21 protein-coding genes are annotated in these 23,579 nt (G+C 44.8%); 15 read left to right on the top strand and 6 right to left on the bottom strand.

What is annotated here, in order from left to right:
* The first annotated feature begins 2 nt into the window (after window positions 1–2).
* The 13 genes from BQ7344_RS00445 to yqeC all read left to right on the top strand — a co-directional run bounded on the left by BQ7344_RS00445 (window position 3) and on the right by yqeC (window position 14,771).
* Window positions 3–557, top strand: a complete 555-nt coding sequence (locus tag BQ7344_RS00445; RefSeq protein WP_072520952.1) for a bifunctional adenosylcobinamide kinase/adenosylcobinamide-phosphate guanylyltransferase — start codon at window positions 3–5, stop codon at window positions 555–557.
* On the top strand, window positions 554–1,336 hold the full coding sequence (gene cobS, locus BQ7344_RS00450; protein WP_072520953.1) for an adenosylcobinamide-GDP ribazoletransferase: 783 nt from the start codon (window positions 554–556) through the stop codon (window positions 1,334–1,336). Before BQ7344_RS00445 ends, cobS begins: the two co-directional genes overlap by 4 nt.
* 10 nt (window positions 1,337–1,346) lie before the next feature.
* On the top strand, window positions 1,347–1,727 hold the full coding sequence (locus tag BQ7344_RS00455) for a bifunctional adenosylcobinamide kinase/adenosylcobinamide-phosphate guanylyltransferase (RefSeq protein ID WP_072520954.1): 381 nt from the start codon (window positions 1,347–1,349) through the stop codon (window positions 1,725–1,727).
* Window positions 1,720–2,313, top strand: a complete 594-nt coding sequence (locus BQ7344_RS00460; RefSeq protein ID WP_072520955.1) for a histidine phosphatase family protein — start codon at window positions 1,720–1,722, stop codon at window positions 2,311–2,313. Before BQ7344_RS00455 ends, BQ7344_RS00460 begins: the two co-directional genes overlap by 8 nt.
* Before the next feature lie 230 nt (window positions 2,314–2,543).
* On the top strand, window positions 2,544–3,875 hold the full coding sequence (gene ssnA / locus BQ7344_RS00465; RefSeq protein WP_072520956.1) for a putative aminohydrolase SsnA: 1,332 nt from the start codon (window positions 2,544–2,546) through the stop codon (window positions 3,873–3,875).
* A 52-nt stretch (window positions 3,876–3,927) separates the two neighbouring features.
* Window positions 3,928–5,682 (top strand): selenate reductase, encoded by a 1,755-nt coding sequence (locus BQ7344_RS00470; RefSeq protein WP_072520957.1) that lies wholly within the window; start codon window positions 3,928–3,930, stop codon window positions 5,680–5,682.
* A 65-nt stretch (window positions 5,683–5,747) separates the two neighbouring features.
* Window positions 5,748–8,330 carry a selenium-dependent xanthine dehydrogenase gene (xdh, locus tag BQ7344_RS00475; RefSeq protein WP_072520958.1) on the top strand — a complete coding sequence of 861 codons (2,583 nt, stop codon included), beginning with the start codon at window positions 5,748–5,750 and terminating at the stop codon, window positions 8,328–8,330.
* A 1-nt stretch (window position 8,331) separates the two neighbouring features.
* Window positions 8,332–8,823, top strand: a complete 492-nt coding sequence (locus BQ7344_RS00480; RefSeq protein WP_072520959.1) for a 4Fe-4S binding protein — start codon at window positions 8,332–8,334, stop codon at window positions 8,821–8,823.
* 80 nt (window positions 8,824–8,903) lie between these two features.
* Window positions 8,904–11,180 (top strand): xanthine dehydrogenase subunit XdhA, encoded by a 2,277-nt coding sequence (gene xdhA, locus BQ7344_RS00485; protein WP_072520960.1) that lies wholly within the window; start codon window positions 8,904–8,906, stop codon window positions 11,178–11,180.
* Between the two features lie 15 nt (window positions 11,181–11,195).
* Window positions 11,196–12,098 (top strand): xanthine dehydrogenase subunit XdhB, encoded by a 903-nt coding sequence (gene xdhB, locus BQ7344_RS00490; RefSeq protein WP_072520961.1) that lies wholly within the window; start codon window positions 11,196–11,198, stop codon window positions 12,096–12,098.
* Window positions 12,095–12,583 carry a xanthine dehydrogenase subunit XdhC gene (gene xdhC, locus BQ7344_RS00495; RefSeq protein WP_072520962.1) on the top strand — a complete coding sequence of 163 codons (489 nt, stop codon included), beginning with the start codon at window positions 12,095–12,097 and terminating at the stop codon, window positions 12,581–12,583. Before xdhB ends, xdhC begins: the two co-directional genes overlap by 4 nt.
* Window positions 12,584–12,621: 38 nt before the next feature.
* Window positions 12,622–13,425 (top strand): selenium-dependent molybdenum cofactor biosynthesis protein YqeB, encoded by an 804-nt coding sequence (yqeB, locus tag BQ7344_RS00500; RefSeq protein WP_072520963.1) that lies wholly within the window; start codon window positions 12,622–12,624, stop codon window positions 13,423–13,425.
* Window positions 13,422–14,771: a selenium cofactor biosynthesis protein YqeC gene (gene yqeC / locus BQ7344_RS15800; protein ID WP_083585447.1), complete on the top strand. Its 1,350-nt coding sequence runs from the start codon at window positions 13,422–13,424 to the stop codon at window positions 14,769–14,771. The genes yqeB and yqeC overlap by 4 nt, the downstream gene beginning before the upstream one ends.
* Before the next feature lie 155 nt (window positions 14,772–14,926).
* On the opposite strand, the gene BQ7344_RS00515 is transcribed toward yqeC, so the two are convergent.
* Both BQ7344_RS00515 and BQ7344_RS00520 read right to left on the bottom strand, forming a co-directional pair.
* Complete coding sequence (locus BQ7344_RS00515) at window positions 14,927–15,238, bottom strand: BMC domain-containing protein (RefSeq protein WP_072520964.1); 312 nt, start codon at window positions 15,236–15,238, stop codon at window positions 14,927–14,929.
* 45 nt (window positions 15,239–15,283) lie between these two features.
* Window positions 15,284–15,583: a BMC domain-containing protein gene (locus tag BQ7344_RS00520; RefSeq protein ID WP_015543048.1), complete on the bottom strand. Its 300-nt coding sequence runs from the start codon at window positions 15,581–15,583 to the stop codon at window positions 15,284–15,286.
* Between the two features lie 304 nt (window positions 15,584–15,887).
* Here BQ7344_RS00520 and BQ7344_RS00525 point away from each other — a divergent pair, with 304 nt between their 5' ends.
* Window positions 15,888–17,249 (top strand): MATE family efflux transporter, encoded by a 1,362-nt coding sequence (locus tag BQ7344_RS00525; RefSeq protein ID WP_072520965.1) that lies wholly within the window; start codon window positions 15,888–15,890, stop codon window positions 17,247–17,249.
* A gap of 74 nt (window positions 17,250–17,323) precedes the next feature.
* Here BQ7344_RS00525 and arcC read toward each other — a convergent pair whose 3' ends face one another.
* The 4 genes from arcC to dpaL are packed head-to-tail and all read right to left on the bottom strand — an operon-like array spanning window position 17,324 to window position 22,082.
* A complete protein-coding gene (gene arcC / locus BQ7344_RS00530) occupies window positions 17,324–18,268 on the bottom strand; it encodes a carbamate kinase (protein ID WP_072520966.1) in 945 nt (314 codons plus the stop codon).
* 23 nt (window positions 18,269–18,291) lie between these two features.
* On the bottom strand, window positions 18,292–19,485 hold the full coding sequence (gene ygeW / locus BQ7344_RS00535) for a knotted carbamoyltransferase YgeW (protein WP_072520967.1): 1,194 nt from the start codon (window positions 19,483–19,485) through the stop codon (window positions 18,292–18,294).
* A 31-nt stretch (window positions 19,486–19,516) separates the two neighbouring features.
* Complete coding sequence (locus tag BQ7344_RS00540; RefSeq protein ID WP_072520968.1) at window positions 19,517–20,827, bottom strand: YgeY family selenium metabolism-linked hydrolase; 1,311 nt, start codon at window positions 20,825–20,827, stop codon at window positions 19,517–19,519.
* A gap of 25 nt (window positions 20,828–20,852) precedes the next feature.
* On the bottom strand, window positions 20,853–22,082 hold the full coding sequence (dpaL, locus tag BQ7344_RS00545; protein WP_072520969.1) for a diaminopropionate ammonia-lyase: 1,230 nt from the start codon (window positions 22,080–22,082) through the stop codon (window positions 20,853–20,855).
* 234 nt (window positions 22,083–22,316) lie between these two features.
* On the opposite strand from dpaL, the gene BQ7344_RS00550 reads away from it, so the two are divergent.
* Complete coding sequence (locus BQ7344_RS00550) at window positions 22,317–23,561, top strand: DUF1015 domain-containing protein (protein WP_072520970.1); 1,245 nt, start codon at window positions 22,317–22,319, stop codon at window positions 23,559–23,561.
* Window positions 23,562–23,579 lie beyond the last annotated feature (18 nt).

The following is a 23,579-nucleotide window of genomic DNA, read 5'->3' on the forward strand; positions in this document are numbered from 1 at the left end:
AAATGATGATACTTGTAACTGGCGGCAGTGGCAGTGGAAAATCTGCCTTCGCGGAAGACTGTATTGTTGCTTTTGGAAATGCCAGGCGCATTTATATAGCAACTATGTACCCGTTTGACGAAGAGAGCAGGAAGCGTGTGAAACGTCATCAGGCTATGCGTCAGGGCAAAGGATTTGATACACTGGAGTGTTACACCGGTCTTTCCCGGGCTTCGGTTCCGAAAGGAACTACGGTCCTTTTGGAATGTATGTCTAATCTTGTTGCAAATGAGATGTTTCAGGAAAATGGTGCACACGAAAATACAGTGAAAGCAGTAGTTGATGGTGTGGAGTTTCTGCAAAAACAGACCGAAAATCTTGTGATCGTAACAAATGAGATCTTTTCAGAAGCGGCAGAATACCAGGGTGATACAAAACTTTATCAGGAATATTTAGGAATGATCAATCAGAAGCTGTCAGATATGGCGGATGAAGTGGTGGAAGTCGTTTACGGAATTCCGGTTTACCAAAAAAAATATAAGGCTTCTGATGTGGACAGGAGGTCAGAAATCCGATGAAAAGTCTCTGGAACAGTTTTAAAATTGCATTTTCCATGTTTTCAAAGATTCCGATGCCTCAGGCAGAGTGGACAGAAGAAAATATGAAATATATGCTTTGCTTTTTTCCGTTCATCGGAACGGCGATAGGTATTGTACTTCTGGCGGCAGAATGGATCTGCAGATATCTGGGGTTCGGAAATTCATTTACGGCAATGGTGCTGGTTCTTGTGCCGGTGATCCTTACAGGTGGAATTCATATTGACGGACTTCTGGATACTTCGGATGCCTTAAGTTCCTGGCGTGACAGGGAAAAACGTCTGGAGATTCTCAAAGATTCACATGCGGGTGCATTTGCAGTTATTACGGCATGTGTATATTTTTTTGTATTATTTGGGACAATGATGCAGATCACAGAAGTAGACGACCGGCCGGCAATGTACCTTCTTGCATGTGGCTATATGGTTTCAAGATGTCTTTCAGGACTTGGTGTGATCACGTTACCAAAGGCGAATGCAAGTGGTACGGTCGCAGAGTTTTCGCGTAAGGCAGAAGATAAAAAAGTGCGAAATACACTGGTGATATATCTTGTGATCCTGGCGACAGTGATGATCTGGATCCAGCCGGTATGGGGCGCTTTCATGTTTGTGACAGCCCTGCTTGTATTTACGTTTTACAGACATAAAGCAATGAAATATTTCGGCGGCACGACCGGCGATCTTTCGGGTTATTTCCTTTGCCTCTGCGAGGCATGGATGCCTTTGGTACTGGCGGTCGTTATGGTGATTTATAAAGTGTGAGGATTAAAATATGAAGATGATCATAGGGGGAGCGTTTCAGGGAAAAACACTTCTGGCAAACAAAATATACCCGGAGATTGTCTGGGTAAACGGTGCGGATGCTGACTGGGAGATGATTGCATCTGCACAGGGAATCCTTTGCTTTCACGAATTTATCCGAAAAGAGATGCAAACCGGAAATGATGTCAGCGAACTTGCAGAACGACTGATTCGGGTCAATCCGCAGGTAGTTCTTGTATCAGATGAAGTGGGATATGGCGTTGTACCTATTGATGCATTTGATAGGGCATATCGTGAAGCAGTTGGCAGAGTATGTACGAAACTTGCCGCATACAGCACGCAGGTGACGAGAGTTGTATGTGGAATAGGGACGGTGATCAAAGATGCTTAAGATCTGGTTGATCCGTCATGGCATGACGGAGGGAAACCGCCATCAGCGTTATATTGGTGTGACTGATGAACCTTTGTGTGAGGAAGGCAGGAAACTGCTCAGAAAGTTTACATATCCAAAGCCGCAGGCGGTATTTGTAAGTCCACTTAAGAGATGCCTTGAGACAGCGGCAATTCTGTTTGATGATCCGAAGGTACGGATCATTGATCAGCTTGCAGAATGTAATTTCGGAGAATTTGAAAATAAAAATTACAAAGAACTTTCCGGTGATCCGAGATATCAGGCATGGATAGACAGCAATGGAATTCTGGCTTTCCCGGGAGGCGAAAGCAAAGAGGAGTGTGCAGTGCGAAATCTGGAAGGTTTTCAGAGAGCGGTTACTGCATGCATACGGGAAGCAATTACAGAGGCAGCACTGGTCGTGCATGGGGGTACGATCATGAATATCATGGAAAAATATGCACTTCCTAAAAAAGAATTTTATGAGTGGCATATCGGGAATGGATGCGGTTATCTTGTGGAACTTGATCCTGTCCTTTGGAAAAAAGACAGGAGAAATCTGAAGCTTCTGGGAGAGCAAAAATAGCTTTTCAGAAGGAAAAAAATATGATATAGTAAAAACAGCGACGGAGCGGACAGGGCTCCGTCGCTGTTTTTATATTGAATGCACAAATTTTTTTTGAACACCAAACTAATCTTGCGAATATAGTTGAAATAAGATAGAAAATATGTTACATTATATAGTACAAAATACCGAAAACTTATGGAAGATTTCATCACAGATTGGAAAAATTTCACAAGGCAGGGAGGGCGCATATGCGGATTATTGGAAACGGAAGAATGATCACACGGGACGAATCCAACGCTTTTTATGAAAATGGAGCAGTAGCAATGGATGGGAACACCATAACCATGGTGGGGACAACAGAAGAAGTAAAAAACACATATCCGGATGCGGAATTTATAGATGCACATGGCGGAGTTATTATGCCGGCTTTTATCAATGTACATGAACATATTTACAGTGCATTTGCGAGAGGATTAAATGTCAACGGATACAGCCCGAAAGGCTTTCTTGATATTCTGGATGGGATGTGGTGGAACATCGACCGTCATCTGACGCTGGAGCAGACGAAGCTTTCTGCGTATGCGACATACATTGATTCTATAAAGAATGGTGTGACAACGGTATTTGACCATCATGCAAGTTTTGGACATATCGAAGGCTCACTGTATATGATCGAAGAAGCGGCAAAAGATCTTGGAGTCCGCACCTGTCTCTGCTATGAAATCTCTGACAGAGACGGAATGGAAAAATCACGGGAATCTGTGATGGAGAATGTAAACTTCATCCGGCATGCGAGTGAAGATGACAGTGATATGCTGGCTGCCATGATGGGAATGCATGCATCTTTTACAATCTCTGATGAGACGATGGCTCTCTGTAATGAGCTGAAACCGGAAGGTGTCGGTTATCACATCCATGTAGCAGAGGGGATTTATGATCTGCATCAGTGCCTGAAAGAGCACAGCAAACGTATTGTTGACCGCCTTTATGACTGGAATATTCTTGGTCCGAAGACTCTTCTCGGACACTGTATTTATATCAATGAACATGAGATGGATCTGATCAAAGAGACAGATACAATGGTAGTGCACAATCCGGAATCGAATATGGGGAATGCCTGTGGATGTCCTCCGACGATGGAACTGGTACACAAGGGCATTCTGACGGGCCTTGGTACAGACGGATATACCCATGATATGATGGAGTCCTGGAAAGTGGCAAACATTCTGCATAAACACCATCTCTGTGATCCGACAGCAGCATGGAGTGAAATTCCGCAGATGTTGTTTGAGGGAAATGCAAAGATTGCGAATCGTTATTTTAAGAAACCTCTTGGTATTCTGAAAGTGGGAGCCGCTGCCGATGTGATCGTGATCGATTATGATCCGCTGACACCGATGGATGCATCCAATTGCAACAGTCATCTCCTGTTTGGGGTAAATGGAAGTATGGTACAGACAACCGTATGTAACGGAGAAATTCTGATGAAAGACCGTGAATTGCTGGTATGTGATGAGAAAAAGATTATGGCAGACTGCCGTCAGGCGGCAGGGGAACTTTCAGAGGATATCAACGGATAATTAATTTCCTGACGGATGGGGAAGCGGTTCAGGAATTCAGGGAGGATACAATATGAGTGATATTATGAAAAGCATTCCATTCGGACAGCTGACGGAATGGATCTTGAATGAATATAAAAAAACAGGTCAGGTGTTTGGTATTCAGAAAGCTTATGTGGCTGATCAGTCAAAAACAATCGAAATATTCGGAAGAAAACTTGAAAATCCGGTGGGACCGGCAGCGGGTCCACATACACAGCTTGCACAGAATCTTGTGGCTGCATATGTCGCAGGTGCCAGATTCTTTGAATTAAAGACCGTGCAGAAAATGGATGGACCGGAGCTTTCAGCATGCATTCCAAAGCCGTGTATCGTGGCGGAAGATGAAGCATACAACTGCGAATGGTCAACAGAACTTTATGTACCGCAGGCAATGGCTGAGTATATTAAAGGCTGGATACTTATTCATGTGATCGCAAAAGAATTCGGACTTGGAAATCCGGACGGATTCCAGTTCAACATGTCCTGTGGCTACAACCTTGAGGGCATCAAAGACAAAAAGATTGATGATTTTATTGAAGGGCTGAAAGATGCCGGAGATACAGCCATCTTTAAAGAGTGTAAACAGTGGTTATGGGAGCATATCAGTCTTTTTGAACATGTGACAAAAGAAGATATCGAGGCGATCCCTGCAGAAATCTGCAATTCGATCACACTTTCCACAATGCACGGATGTCCGCCACAGGAAATTGAAAATATTGTGACATATCTTCTGAAAGAGAAACATATCAACACTTACGTAAAATGCAATCCGACACTTCTTGGCTATGAATTTGTAAGAAAAGCAATGGATGATCTTGGTTATGATTATATGGCATTTACAGATTTCCACTTCAAAGATGATCTGCAGTATGAAGATGCGGTGCCGATGCTGAAACGTCTGATGGAAACTGCTGCACAGGAAGGACTTTCTTTCGGGGTGAAACTGACCAATACATTTCCGGTTGATATTAAGCGCCAGGAACTTCCGGGAGAAGAAATGTATATGTCCGGCAAGGCGTTGTTTCCGCTTTCTATTTCAGTTGCGGCTCGTCTGGCGGAATCTTTTGACGGAAAACTTCCAATGTCTTTCTCGGGAGGGGCGGATCAGAAAAACATTGATCAGATCGTGGGTTGCGGCATCTGGCCGGTTACAGTGGCGACGGTACTTCTGAAACCGGGCGGGTACAAATGGCTGACGCGTATTGCCGAGAAAGCAGATACCTGTGAAATCGAAAAAGACGGGAAGGTTCAGGTAGAAGAACTGAAAAAACTTGCCACGGATTCACTTACAGATGCACATTATCAAAAAACAGTCAAAAAAGCGGCAGGTAAACAAACTGAAGAAAAATCACCTCTTCTTGACTGCCTGAAGAAAAAAGATGCACCGAAAGTAAAAGAATTTACCAGACATAAACGTGTCTGTGGAAACTGTGCAGACGTATGTCCAAACCGTGCAAATGTGCTGATCGAAGTGCCGGAGATGGAACTTTTGCAGATTCTTCACATAGATTATATGTGCAACGAATGTGGAAACTGTCGTTCCTTCTGTCAGTATGCAGGTGCACCGTATAAAGACAAATTTACATTGTTTGCAACGGAAGAAGACATGAAAGACAGTACAAATAACGGATTTACTGTACTTGATGCCGGAACAAAAGAGGTACTGGTACGTATCGGAGACAGACTGGAGAAAGTCAAGGCCGACCAGCCGGCAGAAATTCTTAATGAGGATCTCGGCAAACTGATGTGTACTGTGATTGACGATTATACATATCTGCTTATGTGATATCAGGAAAATGCATACTGCAAAAATCCGCAGATATCATATAAGTAGTGAAAAGGAGAGCCGCTATGGTAACATTTAAGGTGAACGGCAGGACTGTTCAGACTGAAAAAAATCAAAAACTGCTACGATTTCTGCGGGATGAACTTCATCTGACTTCAGTGAAGGATGGATGTAGTGAAGGGGCATGTGGAGCCTGTACCGTGATCATTGACGGAAAGACCTGCAAGGCATGTGTTCCGGATACGGATTCACTGGATGGCAGGGAAGTGATCACGGTGGAAGGTCTGACGGAATGGGAAGAACAGGTTTATACTTATGCATACGGAAAGGCGGGGGCTGTACAGTGTGGCTTCTGCATCCCGGGAATGGTGATGTGTACAAAGGCGCTTCTGGATGTAAATAAAACACCTTCCGATGATGAAATCAGATATGCCCTGCGAAATAACTACTGCCGCTGTACCGGTTATGTAAAGATCATGGATGCGGTTCGGCTTGCAGCAAAGATTCTGGATGCAGGAGTACTTCCGGATGACGGAGACCAGAACTGGGCAATCGGAAACCGTGTGTCGAGGATCGACGTAGAGGAAAAAGTGCTTGGAACAGGCAGATACCCGGATGATTTTTATCTTGATGGAATGCTTTATGGAACGGCACTTCGAAGTCAGTATGCACGTGCCAGAGTACTTTCAATCGATACGTCCAAAGCCAGAGCACTTGAGGGTGTAGAAGCAGTTGTGACTGCCGGGGATATACCGGGAGAAAACAAGATTGGCCATCTGAAACATGATCAGTATACCCTGATACCTGTCGGAGGACTTACACATTATCTGGGAGATGCGATCGCGCTGGTTGCCGCGAAGGACAGGGAAACAGCGGAAAAAGCAAAGAAACTGATAAAAGTAGAATACGAAGTACTGCCACCTGTACACACGATTGAAGAGGCAGCTGCACCGGACGCACACAAGGTGTTTGACGAAGAGGAAAACAATATCTGCGCGCATAAACATATCAGCCGTGGAAACGCAGAAGAAGCAATTCAGAATTCCAAATATGTGATCTCGCATCACTTTGAGACACCGTGGACGGAACATGCTTTTCTGGAACCGGAATGCGCGGTTGCATTTTATGATGAGGATGGGGATGTATTTATTTATTCGACAGACCAGTCGGCACACCAGACACTGCATGAATGTTCCCTTGTACTTGGAACAGATAAAGTAAAAGTGCAGAATGCACTGGTCGGAGGCGGATTCGGTGGAAAAGAAGATATGACGGTTCAGCATCTGGCAGCACTTCTTACTTATGTGACAAAAAAACCGGTCAAAGTAAAACTGACCAGGGCAGAGTCCCTTCTGGTGCATCCGAAACGTCATCCGTTCTATATGGATATGACAATGGGATGTGATGAACATGGAAATATTATGGGAGTAAAAGCTACTGTAGTTTCTGATACCGGAGCATATGCGTCTCTTGGCGGACCGGTGCTCGAACGTGCCTGCACGCATGCGGCAGGACCATATCATTATGAGAATTTCGAAATTGAAGGGACTGCCTATTATACAAATAATCCGCCGGCGGGTGCTTTTCGTGGATTTGGTGTCACCCAGACCTGTTTTGCAACAGAAACACTTCTGAATATGATGGCAGATAGAGTGGGAATCACACCGTGGGAAATTCGTTACCGTAATGCGATACGTCCGGGAGAAGTGCTTCCGAACGGTCAGATCGTAGATGAGTCTACCGGTCTTATTGAGACACTGGAGGCGGTTCGGGAGGATTATGAGACTGCTCTGGCAGAGGGCAAACCGGTCGGAATCGGCTGTGCAATGAAAAATGCGGGTGTCGGTGTCGGCATCCCGGATACCGGACGTGTGAAGCTGATCGTGGAAGACGATGAGAAGCTGCATATCTATTCCGGAGCATCCTGTATCGGACAAGGACTCGGTACCGTTCTTGTACAGATGGTTGTGACCAATACAGATCTGAAACATGAGGATATTGTATACGAAAGAAGCAACACCTGGATTGCACCGGATTCCGGTACGACGTCCGGCTCGAGACAGACACTGATCACCGGAGAAGCATGCCGGAGAGCCTGTGAGAAGCTGATGGAAGACAGAAAAACAGGAAAAAGTCTGAAAGATATGAGGGGAATCGTTTATTACGGAGAATATCTGGCAAAGACGGATCCACTTGGTGCTAATGTGCCGAATCCGGTCTCTCATGTGGCATATGGATATGCAACACAGATGTGTATACTGAATAAAAAGACCGGTAAGATGGAATACATTGTCGCGGCACATGATGTCGGCAAGGCAGTCAATCCGTTGTCCTGCGAAGGGCAGATTGAAGGCGGTGTTGTAATGTCGATGGGATATGCACTCAGAGAAAAATATCCGATTGACGAAAACTGCAGGCCGATTCAGAAATATGGTTCACTTGGATTGTTCCGCGCTCATGAAGTTCCGAAGATCAAAGCAATTGTTGTAGATAAACCGGGATTAAATGTAGCGTGCGGTGCAATCGGTATCGGAGAAATCACGTCGATTCCTACAGCACCGGCGATTGCAGACGCATATTTCCGCTATGACGGAATACGGAGATACAGTCTGCCGCTTACAGATACACCATACGAAAGGAAGTGGTGATATGGCTGTGAAAAAAAGATTTCCGTACCGTGCAGCCCTTGTGGCGTGTAATGGTGGGTGTCGGACGGCAAAAGACGGACAGGGATGCGCTGATGGCTGTATCGGCTGTGGCGCCTGCATACAGGAATGTAAATTCGGGGCGATTTTTCTAAATGAATATGGCGTGGCAGAAGTGGATGAAGAGAAATGTATTGCCTGCGGGAAATGCGCAAAGGTCTGTCCGCAGGAGATTATTCACATTCATGAATGTGCAAACTATATTGTTGTAAAATGCTCAAATAAGAGCAAAGGAGCAGCGGCAAAGAAACAGTGTGAAGTAAGTTGTATCGGCTGCGGTATCTGCGAAAAGACCTGTACGGCAGGAGCCATTCGGGTTACAGAGAATCATGCCGTGATCAATGAAGAACTGTGTTTAAGCTGTGGGATGTGCGCAGTGAAATGTCCACGGCATGTAATTTATGATCTGCGCGGAATATATACAGAAATAAAATGACAGAAGTATTTTAACAGGTAGGTTCTTTTTTCTATTCAAAAGATTTTATTGAGAAAATTTTATGAAGAAGGTGAGTAATCATGATTGGAAAAAGTGTTCCGCGTGTAGACGCATATGAGAAAGTCACCGGAAGAGCAAAATTTACAGAAGATCTACTTCCGAAAAAATGTCTGGTGGCGAAAGTGCTGCATGCAACAATTGGAAATGGAATCGTAAAATCTATTGATACAAGTGAGGCCGAGATCATGGAAGGGGTGGTGAAGGTTGTGACGTTCCATGATGTCCCGGATCATTGCTATCCGACACCGGGACATCCATGGTCTGTGGAACTGGCACATCAGGATGTGGCAGACAGGAATCTGCTGACCGGTCGCGTGCGCTATTATGGAGATGATATTGCAGCGGTTGTTGCAGAGGATGAAATTATTGCATCCAGAGCGTTGAAAAAGATCAAAGTAGAATATGAGGAATATCCGGTGGAAATTCATCCGCGAAAATCCATGTATGGCAGCAAACCACCGATTCATTTCGATAAAAAAGATAATGTACTTGCCCGTTCCAATTACTTTATCGGAGATGTTGATAAGGGTATGGAAGAAGCTGAAACGGTGGTAAAAGGCACATATAAGACTCCAATTGTACAACACTGTCATATCGAAAACCCGATCTCGTATGCTTATATGGAAAAAGGACGGATCGTAGTGGTGACTTCCACTCAGATTCCGCATATTGTACGCCGTGTCATTGGTCAGGCACTGGGAATTCCGTGGGGCAATGTCCGTGTGATTAAGCCGTATATCGGAGGCGGATTCGGAAATAAACAGGATGTTTTATATGAGCCTTTAAACGCTTTTCTGACAACACAGGTAGGCGGCAGACCGGTCAAACTGGATATCAGCAGGGAAGAAACTTTCTGCAATACAAGAACCCGTCATTCCATCGAATTTGATCTTGCAGCAGGTGTGGATAAAGAAGGAAAACTTGTTGCAAAGGATATGCATTCTTATTCCAATCAGGGTGCTTATGCATCGCATGGCCATGCAATCGCAGCGAATGGTCTTACTTCGTGGAGACTGCAATATGCCTGTCCGAATATCCGCGGAGAGGCTTATACGATCTATACCAACACACCGGTAGGCGGTGCAATGCGAGGTTACGGCATTCCGCAGGTATGCTTCGCAATAGAGTGCTTTATGGATGATGTGGCAGAGGCAATCCACATGGATCCACTGGAATTCCGCAGGAAAAACTTAATTGAAGGATATTATGAAGACCGTTATCTGAAACCGATCGCTGCAAATACGAACGGTATTTTTGAATGTTTGAAAAAGGGTGCAGAATATATCCATTGGGATGAAAAAAGAAAAAAATATGCAAAGCAGACAGGAGCGGTACGCAGAGGGGTAGGTATGGCTCTGTTTTCGTATAAAACCGGCGTATGGCCGATTTCACTGGAAATCGCAGGGGCACGTCTTTCACTGAATCAGGATGGCAGTGTGCAGCTTCAGCTTGGTGCAACGGAGATCGGACAGGGAGCGGATACGGTATTTTCACAGATGGTTGCAGAAACACTTCATACAGATATGGCTCATGTACACATCCAGACTGTGCAGGATACGGACGTATCCCCGTTTGATACGGGAGCCTATGCTTCCAGACAGTCTTTTGTAACCGGAACCGCAGTGAAACACTGTGCAGAAATTTTAAGAGACAAGATTCTGGCTTATGCAAAGACTTTACTGCCTGAGGTAGATACCAGAGAACTAAGTCTTCGTGACAACTGGATCTGGGCAGGCGAAGAGCAGGCAATTTCACTTGCTGCACTGGCAGAAGAGAGTTACTACAGTCTGACAAATTCATCTGTTCTGACAGCTGAAGTATCTGAGCAGGTAAAGAAAAACACAATTGCAACCGGTTGTTGCTTTGCTGAAGTTGAAGTCGACATAAAGCTTGGAAAGATAAAAATTCTTCATATCATCAATGTACATGACAGCGGGAAACTTCTGAATCCACAGCTTGCCGAAATGCAGGTACATGGTGGTATGTCGATGGGTATGGGCTATGGTATCAGTGAGCAGCTGATTCTTGACGAAAAGACAGGAAGACCTTTAAATGGTAATCTTCTGGACTATAAACTGATGACGATGCTGGATACGCCGGACATCAAAGCCGATTTTGTGGAAATGGATGATCCGATGGGTCCATATGGAAACAAAGCTCTTGGAGAACCGCCGGCAATTCCGAGTGCACCGGCGATTCGTAACGCAGTGCTTCATGCAACCGGTGTTGCATTTAATGAAAATCCGCTGACACCACAGCGTCTGATCGACGGATTCAAAAAAGCAGGACTTATCTGAGAGGGGGCGCAGATTATGTATGATATTGAGAAATACTATAATGCAAAAACCGTATCAGAGGCAGTCTCGCTTCTGAAAGAACACCCGGATGCCAGAATTATATCAGGTGGCAGTGACGTCCTGATCAAGATCCGTGAGGGCAGAATGGCAGGTACTTCTCTGGTATCCATCCGGGATGTTGAGGAAATTAAAGGTATTACAAGGAACGAGGACGGCGATATTCTGATTGGCGCAGGAACTGTATTTTCACATATTACAGCGGATCCGATCATACAGAAATACATTCCGGTTCTGGGAGAAGCAGTTGACCAGGTTGGCGGTCCGCAGATTCGAAATATAGGTACGATTGGTGGAAATATCTGTAATGGAGCGGTCAGTGCGGACAGTGTACCAACGGTTTTTTCCTACAATTCACTTCTGCATATTGCAAATGAAGACGGAGGCAGGATTGCACCGGTACGGGAATTTTATCTGGGACCGGGACGCGTGGACCTGCATCCGGGCGAGGTACTTACCCATGTGGTGATCCCCAAAAAAGAATATGCAGGATATCACGGACACTATATTAAATATTCGATGCGAAATGCAATGGATATTGCAACGTTGAGCTGCAGTGTGGTCAGCAAAATTGACACAGCAAAAAACATTCTGGAAGATGTACGCATTACCTTTGGCGTGGCAGCACCGGTTCCGTACAGATGTGTGGAGACGGAAGAAAAGCTGAAAGGCAGGACTTTGGATGAGGGTCTTTATCAGGAACTGGAAGAAAGCGTTCGAGGTGAAATTCATCCGAGAGATTCCTGGAGAGCTTCGAGAGATTTCCGCCTTCAGATTGGCGGAGAAATTGCAAAAAGAGCGCTGATTCGTACAGCAGAGCTTGCCGGAGAGGATACCTGTAAGGGAGGTGAAGAAGCATGAAAAAAGAAAAAATACTTGTTCAGTGCGTGGTAAATGGAGAAGAAGTGGCAGAGTATGTTGATCCGAGAGAATCTCTTTTGGATATGCTTCGTAATCACCTCGGGCTGACCTCTGTAAAGAGAGGCTGTGAAGTCGGAGAGTGTGGCGCCTGTACCGTGATCATCGATGGTGAAACCATTGATTCCTGTATTTATCTGGCGGTCTGGGCGGAGGGCAAAAACATCCGCACACTGGAAGGCCTGGAAAAAAACGGTGAGCTGACACGGATTCAGGAAGCTTTTATTGAAGAGGGGGCGGTGCAGTGCGGATTCTGTACACCAGGTTTTATTATGTCGGCAACGGTTCTTCTGGAGCAGGGAAAAGAACTGACCAGAGAAGAAATCAAGAAAAAAATGTCCGGAAATCTCTGCCGCTGCACTGGATATCAGAATATTGTTAATGCAGTGGAAAAAGTTATGCGTGAAAATACGGAAAAAGCAGAGTAAAAATATTGAAAATGACAGCAAGAGAGGAATAGCTTACGATGGAACAAAAAACAACACTGATCGTACGTGGGGGTGGAGATCTTGCGAGCGGTGTGATCCACAGACTTTATAAATGCGGATATCAGGTGCTGGTGCTGGAATGCGAAAGACCAAGTGCGATACGGAGAAAGGTATCTTTTGGTGAAGCAGTTTATGATGGCACTTCTTATGTAGAAGAGGTGACGGGACGTCTGATCACAAATATAAAAGAATGCCCAAAAGTATGGGCAGCAGGAGAAATTCCAATTCTTATAGACGAAGCCGGTGAATCGGTAAAAAGTTTAAAACCGGCAGCAGTGATCGATGCGATTCTTGCAAAAAAGAATCTGGGAACAACCAGAGATATGGCATCTCTGACAATTGCACTTGGACCTGGATTTACAGCACAGAAGGACGTTGATTATGTTGTAGAAACGCAGCGCGGACATAACCTCGGAAGAGTGATAGAGAAAGGCACGGCAGTACCGAATACTGGAATTCCGGGGATTATTGCCGGATATGGAAAAGAGCGTGTGATCCACTCACCGGCTGCCGGTATGGTACACAATTATTCAGAAATCGGTGATATTGTGGAAAAAGACCAGATCATTGCCATGGTGGATGAAACACCGGTATATGCATCACTGACCGGTGTACTGAGGGGTATCATCCGGGATGGATTTGTGGTGCCGGAAGGAATGAAGATCGCGGATATTGATCCACGTAAAGAACAGAAGAAAAATTGTGACACGATTTCAGATAAAGCGCGCTGCATTGCCGGAAGTGTAGTTGAGATTTTACTGTCAGAAGGAGTACTGCCGTGATACGGACGGACTCCATCCTGAAAGCACTGGATATAGATACAGACAGATATCCGGTGCTTTCGGTCGTTGGTGGAGGAGGGAAGACAAGCCTGATTTTCCGGATAATGGAAGAGCTGACGGCCGTGGGCAAAAAGGTGCTTATAACCACAACTACACACATGGCATATGAGCCGGATCGGCCGTTTGCTGAAGATGGAGATATGATAAGTATAAAGCAGAATCTGGAAGAATGCGGATATACGATTGTTGCTTCATTGGACAGAGAAAAACGTAAGATCGGTGCACTGTCAGAAGAAAAGCTGAAAGAAATTAAAGTTTTGGCGGATGTGATGCTGATCGAAGCAGATGGTGCAAAAAGATATCCGTTGAAAGTACCGGCAAGCTGGGAACCTGTTATCTGGGGACAGACAGATCTGGTGATTGCGGTGGCCGGACTTGATGCGGTTGGTGAACCAATATGTAAAGTCTGCCACAGATCGAATCGTGTTGCTGATTTTCTTGGAAAAGAGACAGAAGAGAAGCTTACAGAAGAAGATATTGTAAGGATTGTGTTATCCACAGAAGCTCTCCGAAAATGCGTGGATGGACGAGAATACCGTGTACTGCTGAATAAAGCAGATATCCCGGGGAAATCTCAGGTAGCAGAGAGTATTGCTGACAGGCTGGAAGAACAGGGTATCCATGCAGCCTGGGGAAGCCTGAGAGAGAAAGAATATCATATCTGCGGTAAGTCTGAAACAGAGCGTAAGAGAGCAGCTCAGATGCCATCTAAGAGAGTTAAATTGGCACTTATTATGTTGGCAGCTGGAAACAGCCGACGCTTCGGTTCTAATAAACTGATGTATGAGGTTGACGGAGTGCCCATGTATCAGCGTACTTTAAGACTGCTTCAGAAAGCAGCAGAAAGAATACCGGACAGCCGGATCGTGGTGGTAACACAGCCGCAGTATTCGGAGATTATAGATGTAGTAAAAGAGACTGGCGCAGAAGTTCTGTTTAATCCAAAGCCGGAAAGAGGAATTGCCTCATCTATGCAGATCGGACTGGAAATCGCAAAAGATGCGGATGCATGTTTCTTTACGGTATCCGATCAGCCATGGCTTACGGCGGAAACAATCATTGCACTTTATGACGCGTTTCAGAGCGAAAACAAGGGAATGGCATGCACCCGACATGGTGAAAAAACAGGAAATCCATGTATTTTTTCTAAGAAATATTATAGAAAACTGATGGAAATTACCGGTGATAAAGGAGGCAAACAGATCATAAAAAGATATCCTGAAGATGTGACATATCTTAAAATAAGCGATGAGAGGGAACAGCAGGATGTAGATGTACCGTTGTGATCTCGTTTGACAGGAATGCTGCGACAGTGGGTTAGTGGTGCAGAATAAAAGATGACCATGCAAAAAAAGGAATAGAGTATGTTCCAAGAATTCTGGATACATACTTTATTCCTTTTTAAATAATCGTGTATCATAATTAAAAAATATCAGTAGTATTATTTCTTTGTATTAGTTTTCTTCATAAATCCGTGTTTCTGTGCGTCTTCTTCAGCAAGACGAACTGTTTCTTCAGAAGGATTGGAAATCACTGCCGCGAAGCAGACATCACACGGAGGGTTTTCTTTGACTGCCTGTACGGCTGCAGTAACTGCAGAAACATCACCTGTCACAAAAACTGTTTCATGTCCGCCACATTTGCCGTTTCGTGTAAGAAAAGACACATCGGCTGTTTTCAGCATCTGGTCGGTTACGATGATAGAGTTGCTGCTTCCGACCACTTCTACTAATCCAAATGCTCCATATCTCATTGTATAATCCTCGCTTTAAGTATGTATTCGTATTTTGATTCGGTATTACTTGTTTGCAGTCATGTACATAGCCGGTTCTGTGTCGTGTGCCGGGGATGCGATCACTGTATGAGAAACTACTTTTGCAATTGGCTCTGCGGTGCGGATGGCAGCTTCCATAGCTGCTGTTACATCAGAAACGGAACCACGCATTTTAACACATGCACCTGCACCAAGACGGTTACGTTCGATGTTTTGGATTCTTACATTTGCTGCTTTGGAAGCAGCGTCAAGTGCTACGAAGCAGGCAGCAAAACTGTCAAGTTCAAAAATCCCCACTGCCATACCATTATAATTTTCAGCCATAATACCTCCATCTATTCACTCTGGAATATAAAAATCATTCTAAACTAAATCTATTATATCGTTTTTGGATGTGAAAAACAAGAGATAATTATGTATTTTTGTGGATTTTAAATCATTTAAAATGTGGTTTTATGACAAAAAGAAATGAAAAAACAGTGGGATTATGTTGAAAACCAGGAGGGAAAGGAGAGATTTTAATGAGCACAGAAGAATAACTGGATACAAAAAGAGGAGCGTGCTATAATATACAGAATAAAATGAAATGTGATATATGGTAACATAACAAAGAGGGTGAGACTAAAAAATGAAAGTCCATCAGACGGATTTTTCGAAAGGAAATGTTTACCGAAACATTATTGAAGTATCGCTTCCGATGACATTGGCGCAGCTTTTAAATCTGCTGTACAACATTGTTGACCGTATGTATATAGGAAGGATTCCGGGAGCCGGTGCAACGGCACTGACCGGCGTGGGAATTTGCTTTCCGGTGATCACGATGATTACGGCATTTACATATCTGTTTGGAAATGGCGGCAGTCCGCTCTGTGCAATGGAACTGGGGCGTGGAAATCATGAAGAGGCGGAAAAATTAATGGGAAATACGTTTTCTATGCTTTTGATCTCTAGTATGATTCTGATGGCGGTAAGCTATTTATTTTATAAGCCAATCTTGTATGCATTTGGCGCAAGTGATGTGACATTTTCGTATGCGGGTGATTATATAAAGATTTATCTGATTGGAACGCCGTTTGTCATGATTTCGCTGGGACTGAATCCGTTTATTAACTGTCAGGGATTCGGAAATATGGGAATGATGACCGTACTGATCGGTGCAATTTTGAATATCATTCTGGACCCGTTATTTATATTCGGAATGCATATGGGTGTGAAAGGAGCTGCACTTGCAACGATTCTTTCGCAGATATGTTCCGGAATCTGGGTATTAAGATTTCTGACAGGAAAGAGAGTGACGCTTCGGCTGAACCGGGCGACTATGAAAGTTGAATGGAAGCGTGTAAAAGATATCATGGCGCTTGGAGTTTCCGGATTTATGATGCAGTTTACAAATGGACTGGTACAGATTTTCTGTAATTCAACGCTCCATATGTATGGCGGAGATATTTATGTAGGTGTTATGACGGTATTGAATTCCGTGCGTGATATTGCGACGATGATGGTACATGGTCTGACAAATGGTGCATCACCGGTTATGAGTTTTAATTACGGAGAAAAAGCTTTTGGAAAGGTAAAACAGGCAATCAAATTTGTAACGGTCGTATGTTTTACTTATGCATTGTTTGTGTGGGGAATCATAAAGATTGCACCGGGATTTTTTATCAGATTGTTTAACAGTGATCCGGTACTTCTGGAAAAAGGAGTACCTGCGCTGCACATTTATTTCTTTGGATTTTGTTTTATGGCATTGCAGTTTACCGGGCAGGCTGTATTTGTAGCACTTGGAAAGGCAAAAAGAGCAACATTTTTTTCGATTTTCCGAAAGGTGATCATTGTGGTGCCTTTGACAATATTGTTGCCGAAGGTTAATGGATTTGGTGTAGATGGTGTGTTCTGGGCAGAACCAATCTCAAATCTGGTTGGCGGATGCGCCTGCTTTTTTACCATGCTTTTGACGATTTTGCCGGAATTGAGAGAAGAGAAAAAGTAAGAGAATGTGTATTATAAAAGGAGTATAACCCGATCAGATGAACGGAATTATACTCCTTTTGTCATTTGCATATATTACATATGGATACGGGTCCCTGTTTTGCCGAGGATTCCGTCTTTTGCTTTTTCGAGAAGCGTGATCATGGCAGTGCGTTCAGCATCGGATGCTGCAAAGTCCATAGCTGCCTGTACTTTAGGAAGCATGGAGCCGGGAGCAAACTGTCCCTCATCCACATATTTCTGTGCTTCTGCGACAGTCATTTCGTCCAGCCATTTCTCGTTTTCTTTGCCGAAGTTGACAGCAACTTTTTCGACAGCGGTAAGGATGATCAGCATATCTGCATCCAGCTCTTTTGCAAGCAGACAGCTGGCAAAATCCTTATCAATTACGGCAGAAGCACCTTTCAGGTGATCACCCTGCAGCGTGACAGGGATTCCGCCACCGCCGCAGCAGATGACGATTTTGTTTGCATCTACAAGGCTGTTGATGGCATCCTGTTCAACAATCTCGACTGGCTTTGGAGATGCGACAACACGGCGGTAGCCGCGGCCGGCATCTTCTTTCATGATATAGCCGTATGCTGTTTCTGCATGTTCAGCCTGTTCTTTTGTCATAAAATGCCCAATTGGTTTGCTGGGATTCTGAAAAGCAGGGTCATTTGCATCTACACGTACCTGTGTCACAACGGTAACGACCGGAGTGCGCATGAATCCACGTTTGCGGAGTTCTTCGCGAAGTGCATTCTGCAGATCATAGCCGATGTATGCCTGACTCATAGCAACACAGACGGAGAGAGGTGTATTCGGCTGATTTTTATCTTCTCTGGAAAGCGCTGCCATTGCATTGTTGATCATGCCGACCTGCGGACCGTTGCCATGTACGACAACGACCTGATGACCTTCTTCTATCAGATCGCACAGAGCGCGGGCGGTAGTTTTGACCGCCTGCATCTGCTCCGGAAGTGTATTGCCCAGTGCATTTCCCCCAAGGGCGATAACGATTCGTTTTCTTTTATACATTGTAAAAACCCTTATCAAAAAGATTATTCGAAAATTCTAGGTGCAGCTTTTACTTCCAGCTTTTTCAGGATATCCTGTGGATTTTCGAATTTAGCCAGAAGGATCATAGCTGCGATGATGTATGGTTTGAAGCTTGCTTCTTTGTAAAGCGGGATTCTGTAACGGTCAAATACGGATCCGTCAACTTCACCTGTCTCACAGCTTACACCTGTGATGTCTGCCGGCAGGCAGTGGAGATACAGAGCTTTACCGTCTTTTGTTGTCTTCATAAGTTCTTCTGTGCATGCCCAGTCTTTATGCTCTGCGTTCTGAGCAAGAAGTTCTTTTTCGAGTTTGTCGATTCCGTCGAAATCACCTTCAGCGTACAGATTTGTACGTTTTTCCATAGCTGCGAATGGAGCCCAGCTCTTTGGATATACGATATCAGCATCTTTGAATGCTTCTTCCATACTGTTTGTCTTTGTGAAGGAACCGCCGGTAGTAGCAGCGTTTTTCTTTGCGATTTCTTCAACTTCCGGCATTACGTCATATCCTTCCGGATGAGCAAGAACAACGTCCATACCGAAACGTGTCATCAGACCGATCACACCCTGCGGAACGGAGAGTGGTTTACCGTAGGATGGGGAGTAAGCCCATGTCATGGCAAGTTTTTTGCCTTTGAGGTTCTCAACACCGCCGAATTCATGAATGATGTGAAGCATATCTGCCATACACTGTGTCGGATGGTCAACGTCGCACTGAAGGTTTACGAGAGTCGGTCTCTGTTCAAGGATTCCGTCGTTGTTTCCTTCGGTTACTGCATCCATAAATTCTTTCTGGTATGTGTGGCCTTTGCCGATGTACATGTCATCACGGATACCGATTACATCAGCCATGAAGGATACCATATTTGCTGTTTCACGTACGGTTTCGCCATGTGCGATCTGGGATTTTTTCTCATCAAGATCCTGCACTTCCAGACCAAGAAGGTTACATGCAGAAGCGAAAGAAAAACGTGTACGTGTGGAGTTATCACGGAAAATAGAAATTCCGAGACCGCTTTCGAATACTTTTGTGGAGATGTTGTGTTCTCTCATGAAACGGAGAGCATCAGCAACGGTGAAGACCGCTTCCAGTTCGTCGTCTGTTTTGTCCCAGGTCCAGAAGAAGTCGTTGTTGTACATTTCTTTGAAGTTGAGTTTGTTGAGCTTGTCGATGTAATCCTGTAAAGTTTTCATGTTTTCTCCTTTTTGTGTAGATGGTTGAGTTTTATTTGCAGTAAGAAGTTGGCAGTGCTGCGTATACAGCGGCGCATCTTACGAGGTCTACTTTCCATGTTTTTTCGTTCGGTGCATGTGCCTGTGCTTCAGCACCAGGTCCGAATCCGATGCATGGGATTCCGTTACGTCCCATGATGGATACGCCGTTAGTGGAGAAGGTCCATTTGTCGGTCAGCGGGCGTGCTTTTCTCATTGCTTCTGTTTCAGCGTTTCCGAGACGTGTTTCTCCGTAAAGGTGTTTGTAAGCGTCTTCGAATGCTTTTGTTACTTTGTGGTCTTTCGGAATTGCCCATGTCGGGAAGTAGCATTCAATCTCATATTTGCATCCTGTGTAGGACGGGCGGTCGTAGTTATACATGGAAACAACTACATCATCACCGTATTTCTTAACGCTTGGAAGTGCGCGAATCTCATCCAGGCAGCTTTCCCATGTCTCACCGAATGTCATTCGACGGTCAAGTGATACTGCGCAGGAGTCGGCAACAGCACAGCGGCTTGGAGAGGTATAGAAAATCTGGGATACTGTTACTGTACCGCGTCCGAGAAAACGTGCCTCTTCCCAGTCTGGATTGTATTTCGGGTTGAGCATTTTTACGAGACCCTTGATTTCCGTCTCGTCTGCATCATCGTTTTCGTTGAGGGAACGTACGTCCTGAAGGATGTCGGCCATTTTGTAGATGGCATTGTCACCACGCTCCGGTGCGGAACCATGGCAAGAAACACCTTTGACATCAACACGGATCTCCATACGTCCACGCTGTCCTCTGTAGATACCGCCATCTGTCGGTTCTGTGGAAACAACGAATTCAGGACGGATTTTGTCCTCATTGATGATGTACTGCCAGCAGAGACCATCGCAGTCTTCTTCCTGAACAGTTCCGACAACCATGATCTTGTATCCCTCCGGGATCAGATTCATGTCTTTCATGATCTTTGCACCGTATACAGCAGATACGAGACCACCGCACTGGTCAGACACGCCACGGCCGCCGATTTCTTCGTCTGTTTCATATCCTTCGTATGGATCAAAGTTCCAGTTTTCGATGTTACCGATACCAACGGTATCAATATGTGCATCGAATGCAAGAATCTTGTCACCATTACCCATATAGCCGATAACGTTACCCTGTGGATCGATGGTAACTTCATCGAAGTTCAGCTTTTTCATTTCTGCTTCGATGGTTTCGATATGTTTTCTCTCATCGCAGCTTTCACCCGGGTTTTTGACGATGGCTCTTAAGAATCTGGTCATATCATCCTGATAGTTCTGAGCCGCTTCTTTGATTTTTTCGTAATCCATTTTAGTTCCTCCCATATATAGTTGCTTATTTGCTTAAAGATTTATCGATTCCATAAAGTCCGTCCCAGACGATCTCACGATAACGTACCGGGTCGGTGTCGCCTTCTGTGGAGATAACGAGTACGTTTGAGCTTTCGTCAAGTTTCAGTGCTTCTTTCAGGTCTTTGGCATCTTCATCATGAAGCGCAGTGTAGCACAGACCAAGCGGAACAGAACCGGATTCGCCGGAAACAATGTGTGGATCACTACCGAGCGGGTTTGCATAGATTCTGGTTGCTTTGGCACTCATCCAGTCCGGGCAGGAGGCAAATACGGAAACATGGTTTCGAAGAATATCCCATCCGATCGTATTGGCTTCACCACATGCGAGACCGGCCATGATGGTTTCAAGATCACCACCGACATTTACGAGTTCGCCGGATTCTTTCATGGCGGAACGATACAGGCAGTCAGCAGCGCTTGCTTCGCAGACAACCATAACCGGTGGATTTTCTTTGTATTTGTGAGCAAAATATCCGACAACAGCTCCGGCGAGGGAACCAACACCGGCCTGTACAAATACATGTGTCGGACGGTCAATACCGGCTTCTTTTAACTGCTGGTCAGCTTCCATGACCATGGTTCCGTATCCCTGCATGATCCAGGAAGGAATTTCTTCGTAGCCTTCCCATGCGGTATCCTGAACCATGACACCGTGTTCGGTCTTTGCGGCTTCAGCAGCGGCCATTCTTACGCAGTCATCATAATTGACTTCTTCAATTGTAACAGTAGCACCTTCTTTGGCTATGTTGTCAAAACGCGTTTTGGTAGTGCCCTTCGGCATACGTACAACGGCTTTCTGTCCGAGACGGTTGGCTGCCCATGCAACACCGCGTCCGTGATTTCCGTCAGTTGCGGTAAAGAAAGTAGCCTGTCCGAATTCTTTTCTCAATGCTTCAGAAGAAAGGACTGCATATGGAAGTTCACTGATGTCTTTACCGACTTCTTTGGCTATGTAACGTCCCATTGCGTAGGAACCACCGAGAACCTTGAATGCGTTCAGTCCGAAACGGTAGGACTCATCTTTGCAATGGATACTTTTTACACCAAGATAGGATGCCAGAGCGGCGAGATCCTGAAGCGGAGTAACGGTGTATTGTGGGAAACTTTTGTGAAATTCATTGGCTTTTTTCACGTTTTCTTCAGACATTAATTCGAGATGTTTATCGTCTGACTTTGCAACGTGGTTGACGGTCCATTTTAAACCTTCTGTCATGAGAAAAAACCTCCTTAAAAAAATTCTTTTGAACTCATAATTTTTCTTTTCTAGCTGATTCTATCATATCATAAATATATGATTTTGCAATAGAAATCAAAAAAATTTTTAGGTTTTAACAAAAAAAGTTAGCACACCAGAAAAAAGTTGCATTTATTGAAAAGAGAGAGAGGATATGGTACAATATTTTTTAGATTGCTACACAACAGAAGAGACAAAAAGGAGATTAGAAATATGGCTGTTTTTCAGGCTTTTCGAGCATTGCGGCCGATACCGGAAAAGGCTTCTTCCGTAGCGGCACTTCCGTATGATGTTGTAACCCGCGAAGAAGCAAAGATGATCGGGGACAAGAATTCGGATTCATTTTTGCATGTAGACCGCCCGGAGATGGATCTGCCGGATGAGACCGACCTGTATGATGCAAAGGTCTATGACAAGGCAAGAGAAAATCTTCAGAATATGGAAAGAAATGGTATCCTTAAGCAGGATGAGACACCGTGCTACTATATTTATGAACTGACAAGAAACGGCAGGACACAGACGGGACTGGTTGGCTGCTGTTCTATCGATGACTATATGAATGGCGTTGTAAAGAAGCATGAACTTACAAGAGAAGATAAGGAGCAGGATCGTATCCGCCATGTAGATACCTGTGATGCAAATACCGGTCCGATCTTTCTGGCATGCAGATATCCGCAGGAACTTCTTGACCTGATGGAAGAATGGAAAGCATCACATGATGCAGTCTACGATTTTACGGCTGATGACGGGATCGGACACCGGGCATGGGTGATTGACGGTGAGAAAGAAAAGGCAACGATCGCACAGCAGTTTGGAGAGATTCCTTCCATATACATTGCAGACGGTCATCACAGAGCTGCTTCAGCAGTAAAAGTCGGACTGAAAAGACGTGCGGAGCATCCGGATTATGATGGAACCGAGGAATTCAATTATTTCCTTTCTGTAGTATTTCCGTACGATCAGCTCACGATTCTTGCATATAATCGAGTGGTAAAGGATCTTCATGGTATGGATGAACATGCGTTTATCGCCAGTCTGAAATTTAATTTTGAACTGATGATCATGCCGGGATTTCCGTGCAAACCGGTTGAAAAGCACTGCATGGGTATGTATGTGGGCGGAAACTGGTATCATCTGAAAGCGTGGGATGATGTCTATGCGAAGAAGGACATTGTAGGACAGCTTGATGTCTCGATCCTTCAGGAAAAAATCCTTTCACCGATTCTCGGAATTGGAGACCCTCGCACGGATCAGCGTATCCGTTTCGTAGGAGGCAGCCACAAATTGAGCGAACTAGCACAGATTGCGGATTCGACGGGAGGCGTGGCGTTTGCCATGTTCCCGACTGCGATGGAGGATCTGATGCAGATTGCAGACGAAAGTAAACTGATGCCGCCGAAGTCGACCTGGTTTGAACCGAAACTTCGAAGCGGATTGTTTATTCATAAACTTTCATAACCAATAATAAGGAGGTAT

The organism is Blautia sp. Marseille-P3087, assembly GCF_900120195.1.
In the GTDB taxonomy this organism is placed as follows: Bacteria; Bacillota; Clostridia; order Lachnospirales; family Lachnospiraceae; genus Blautia_A.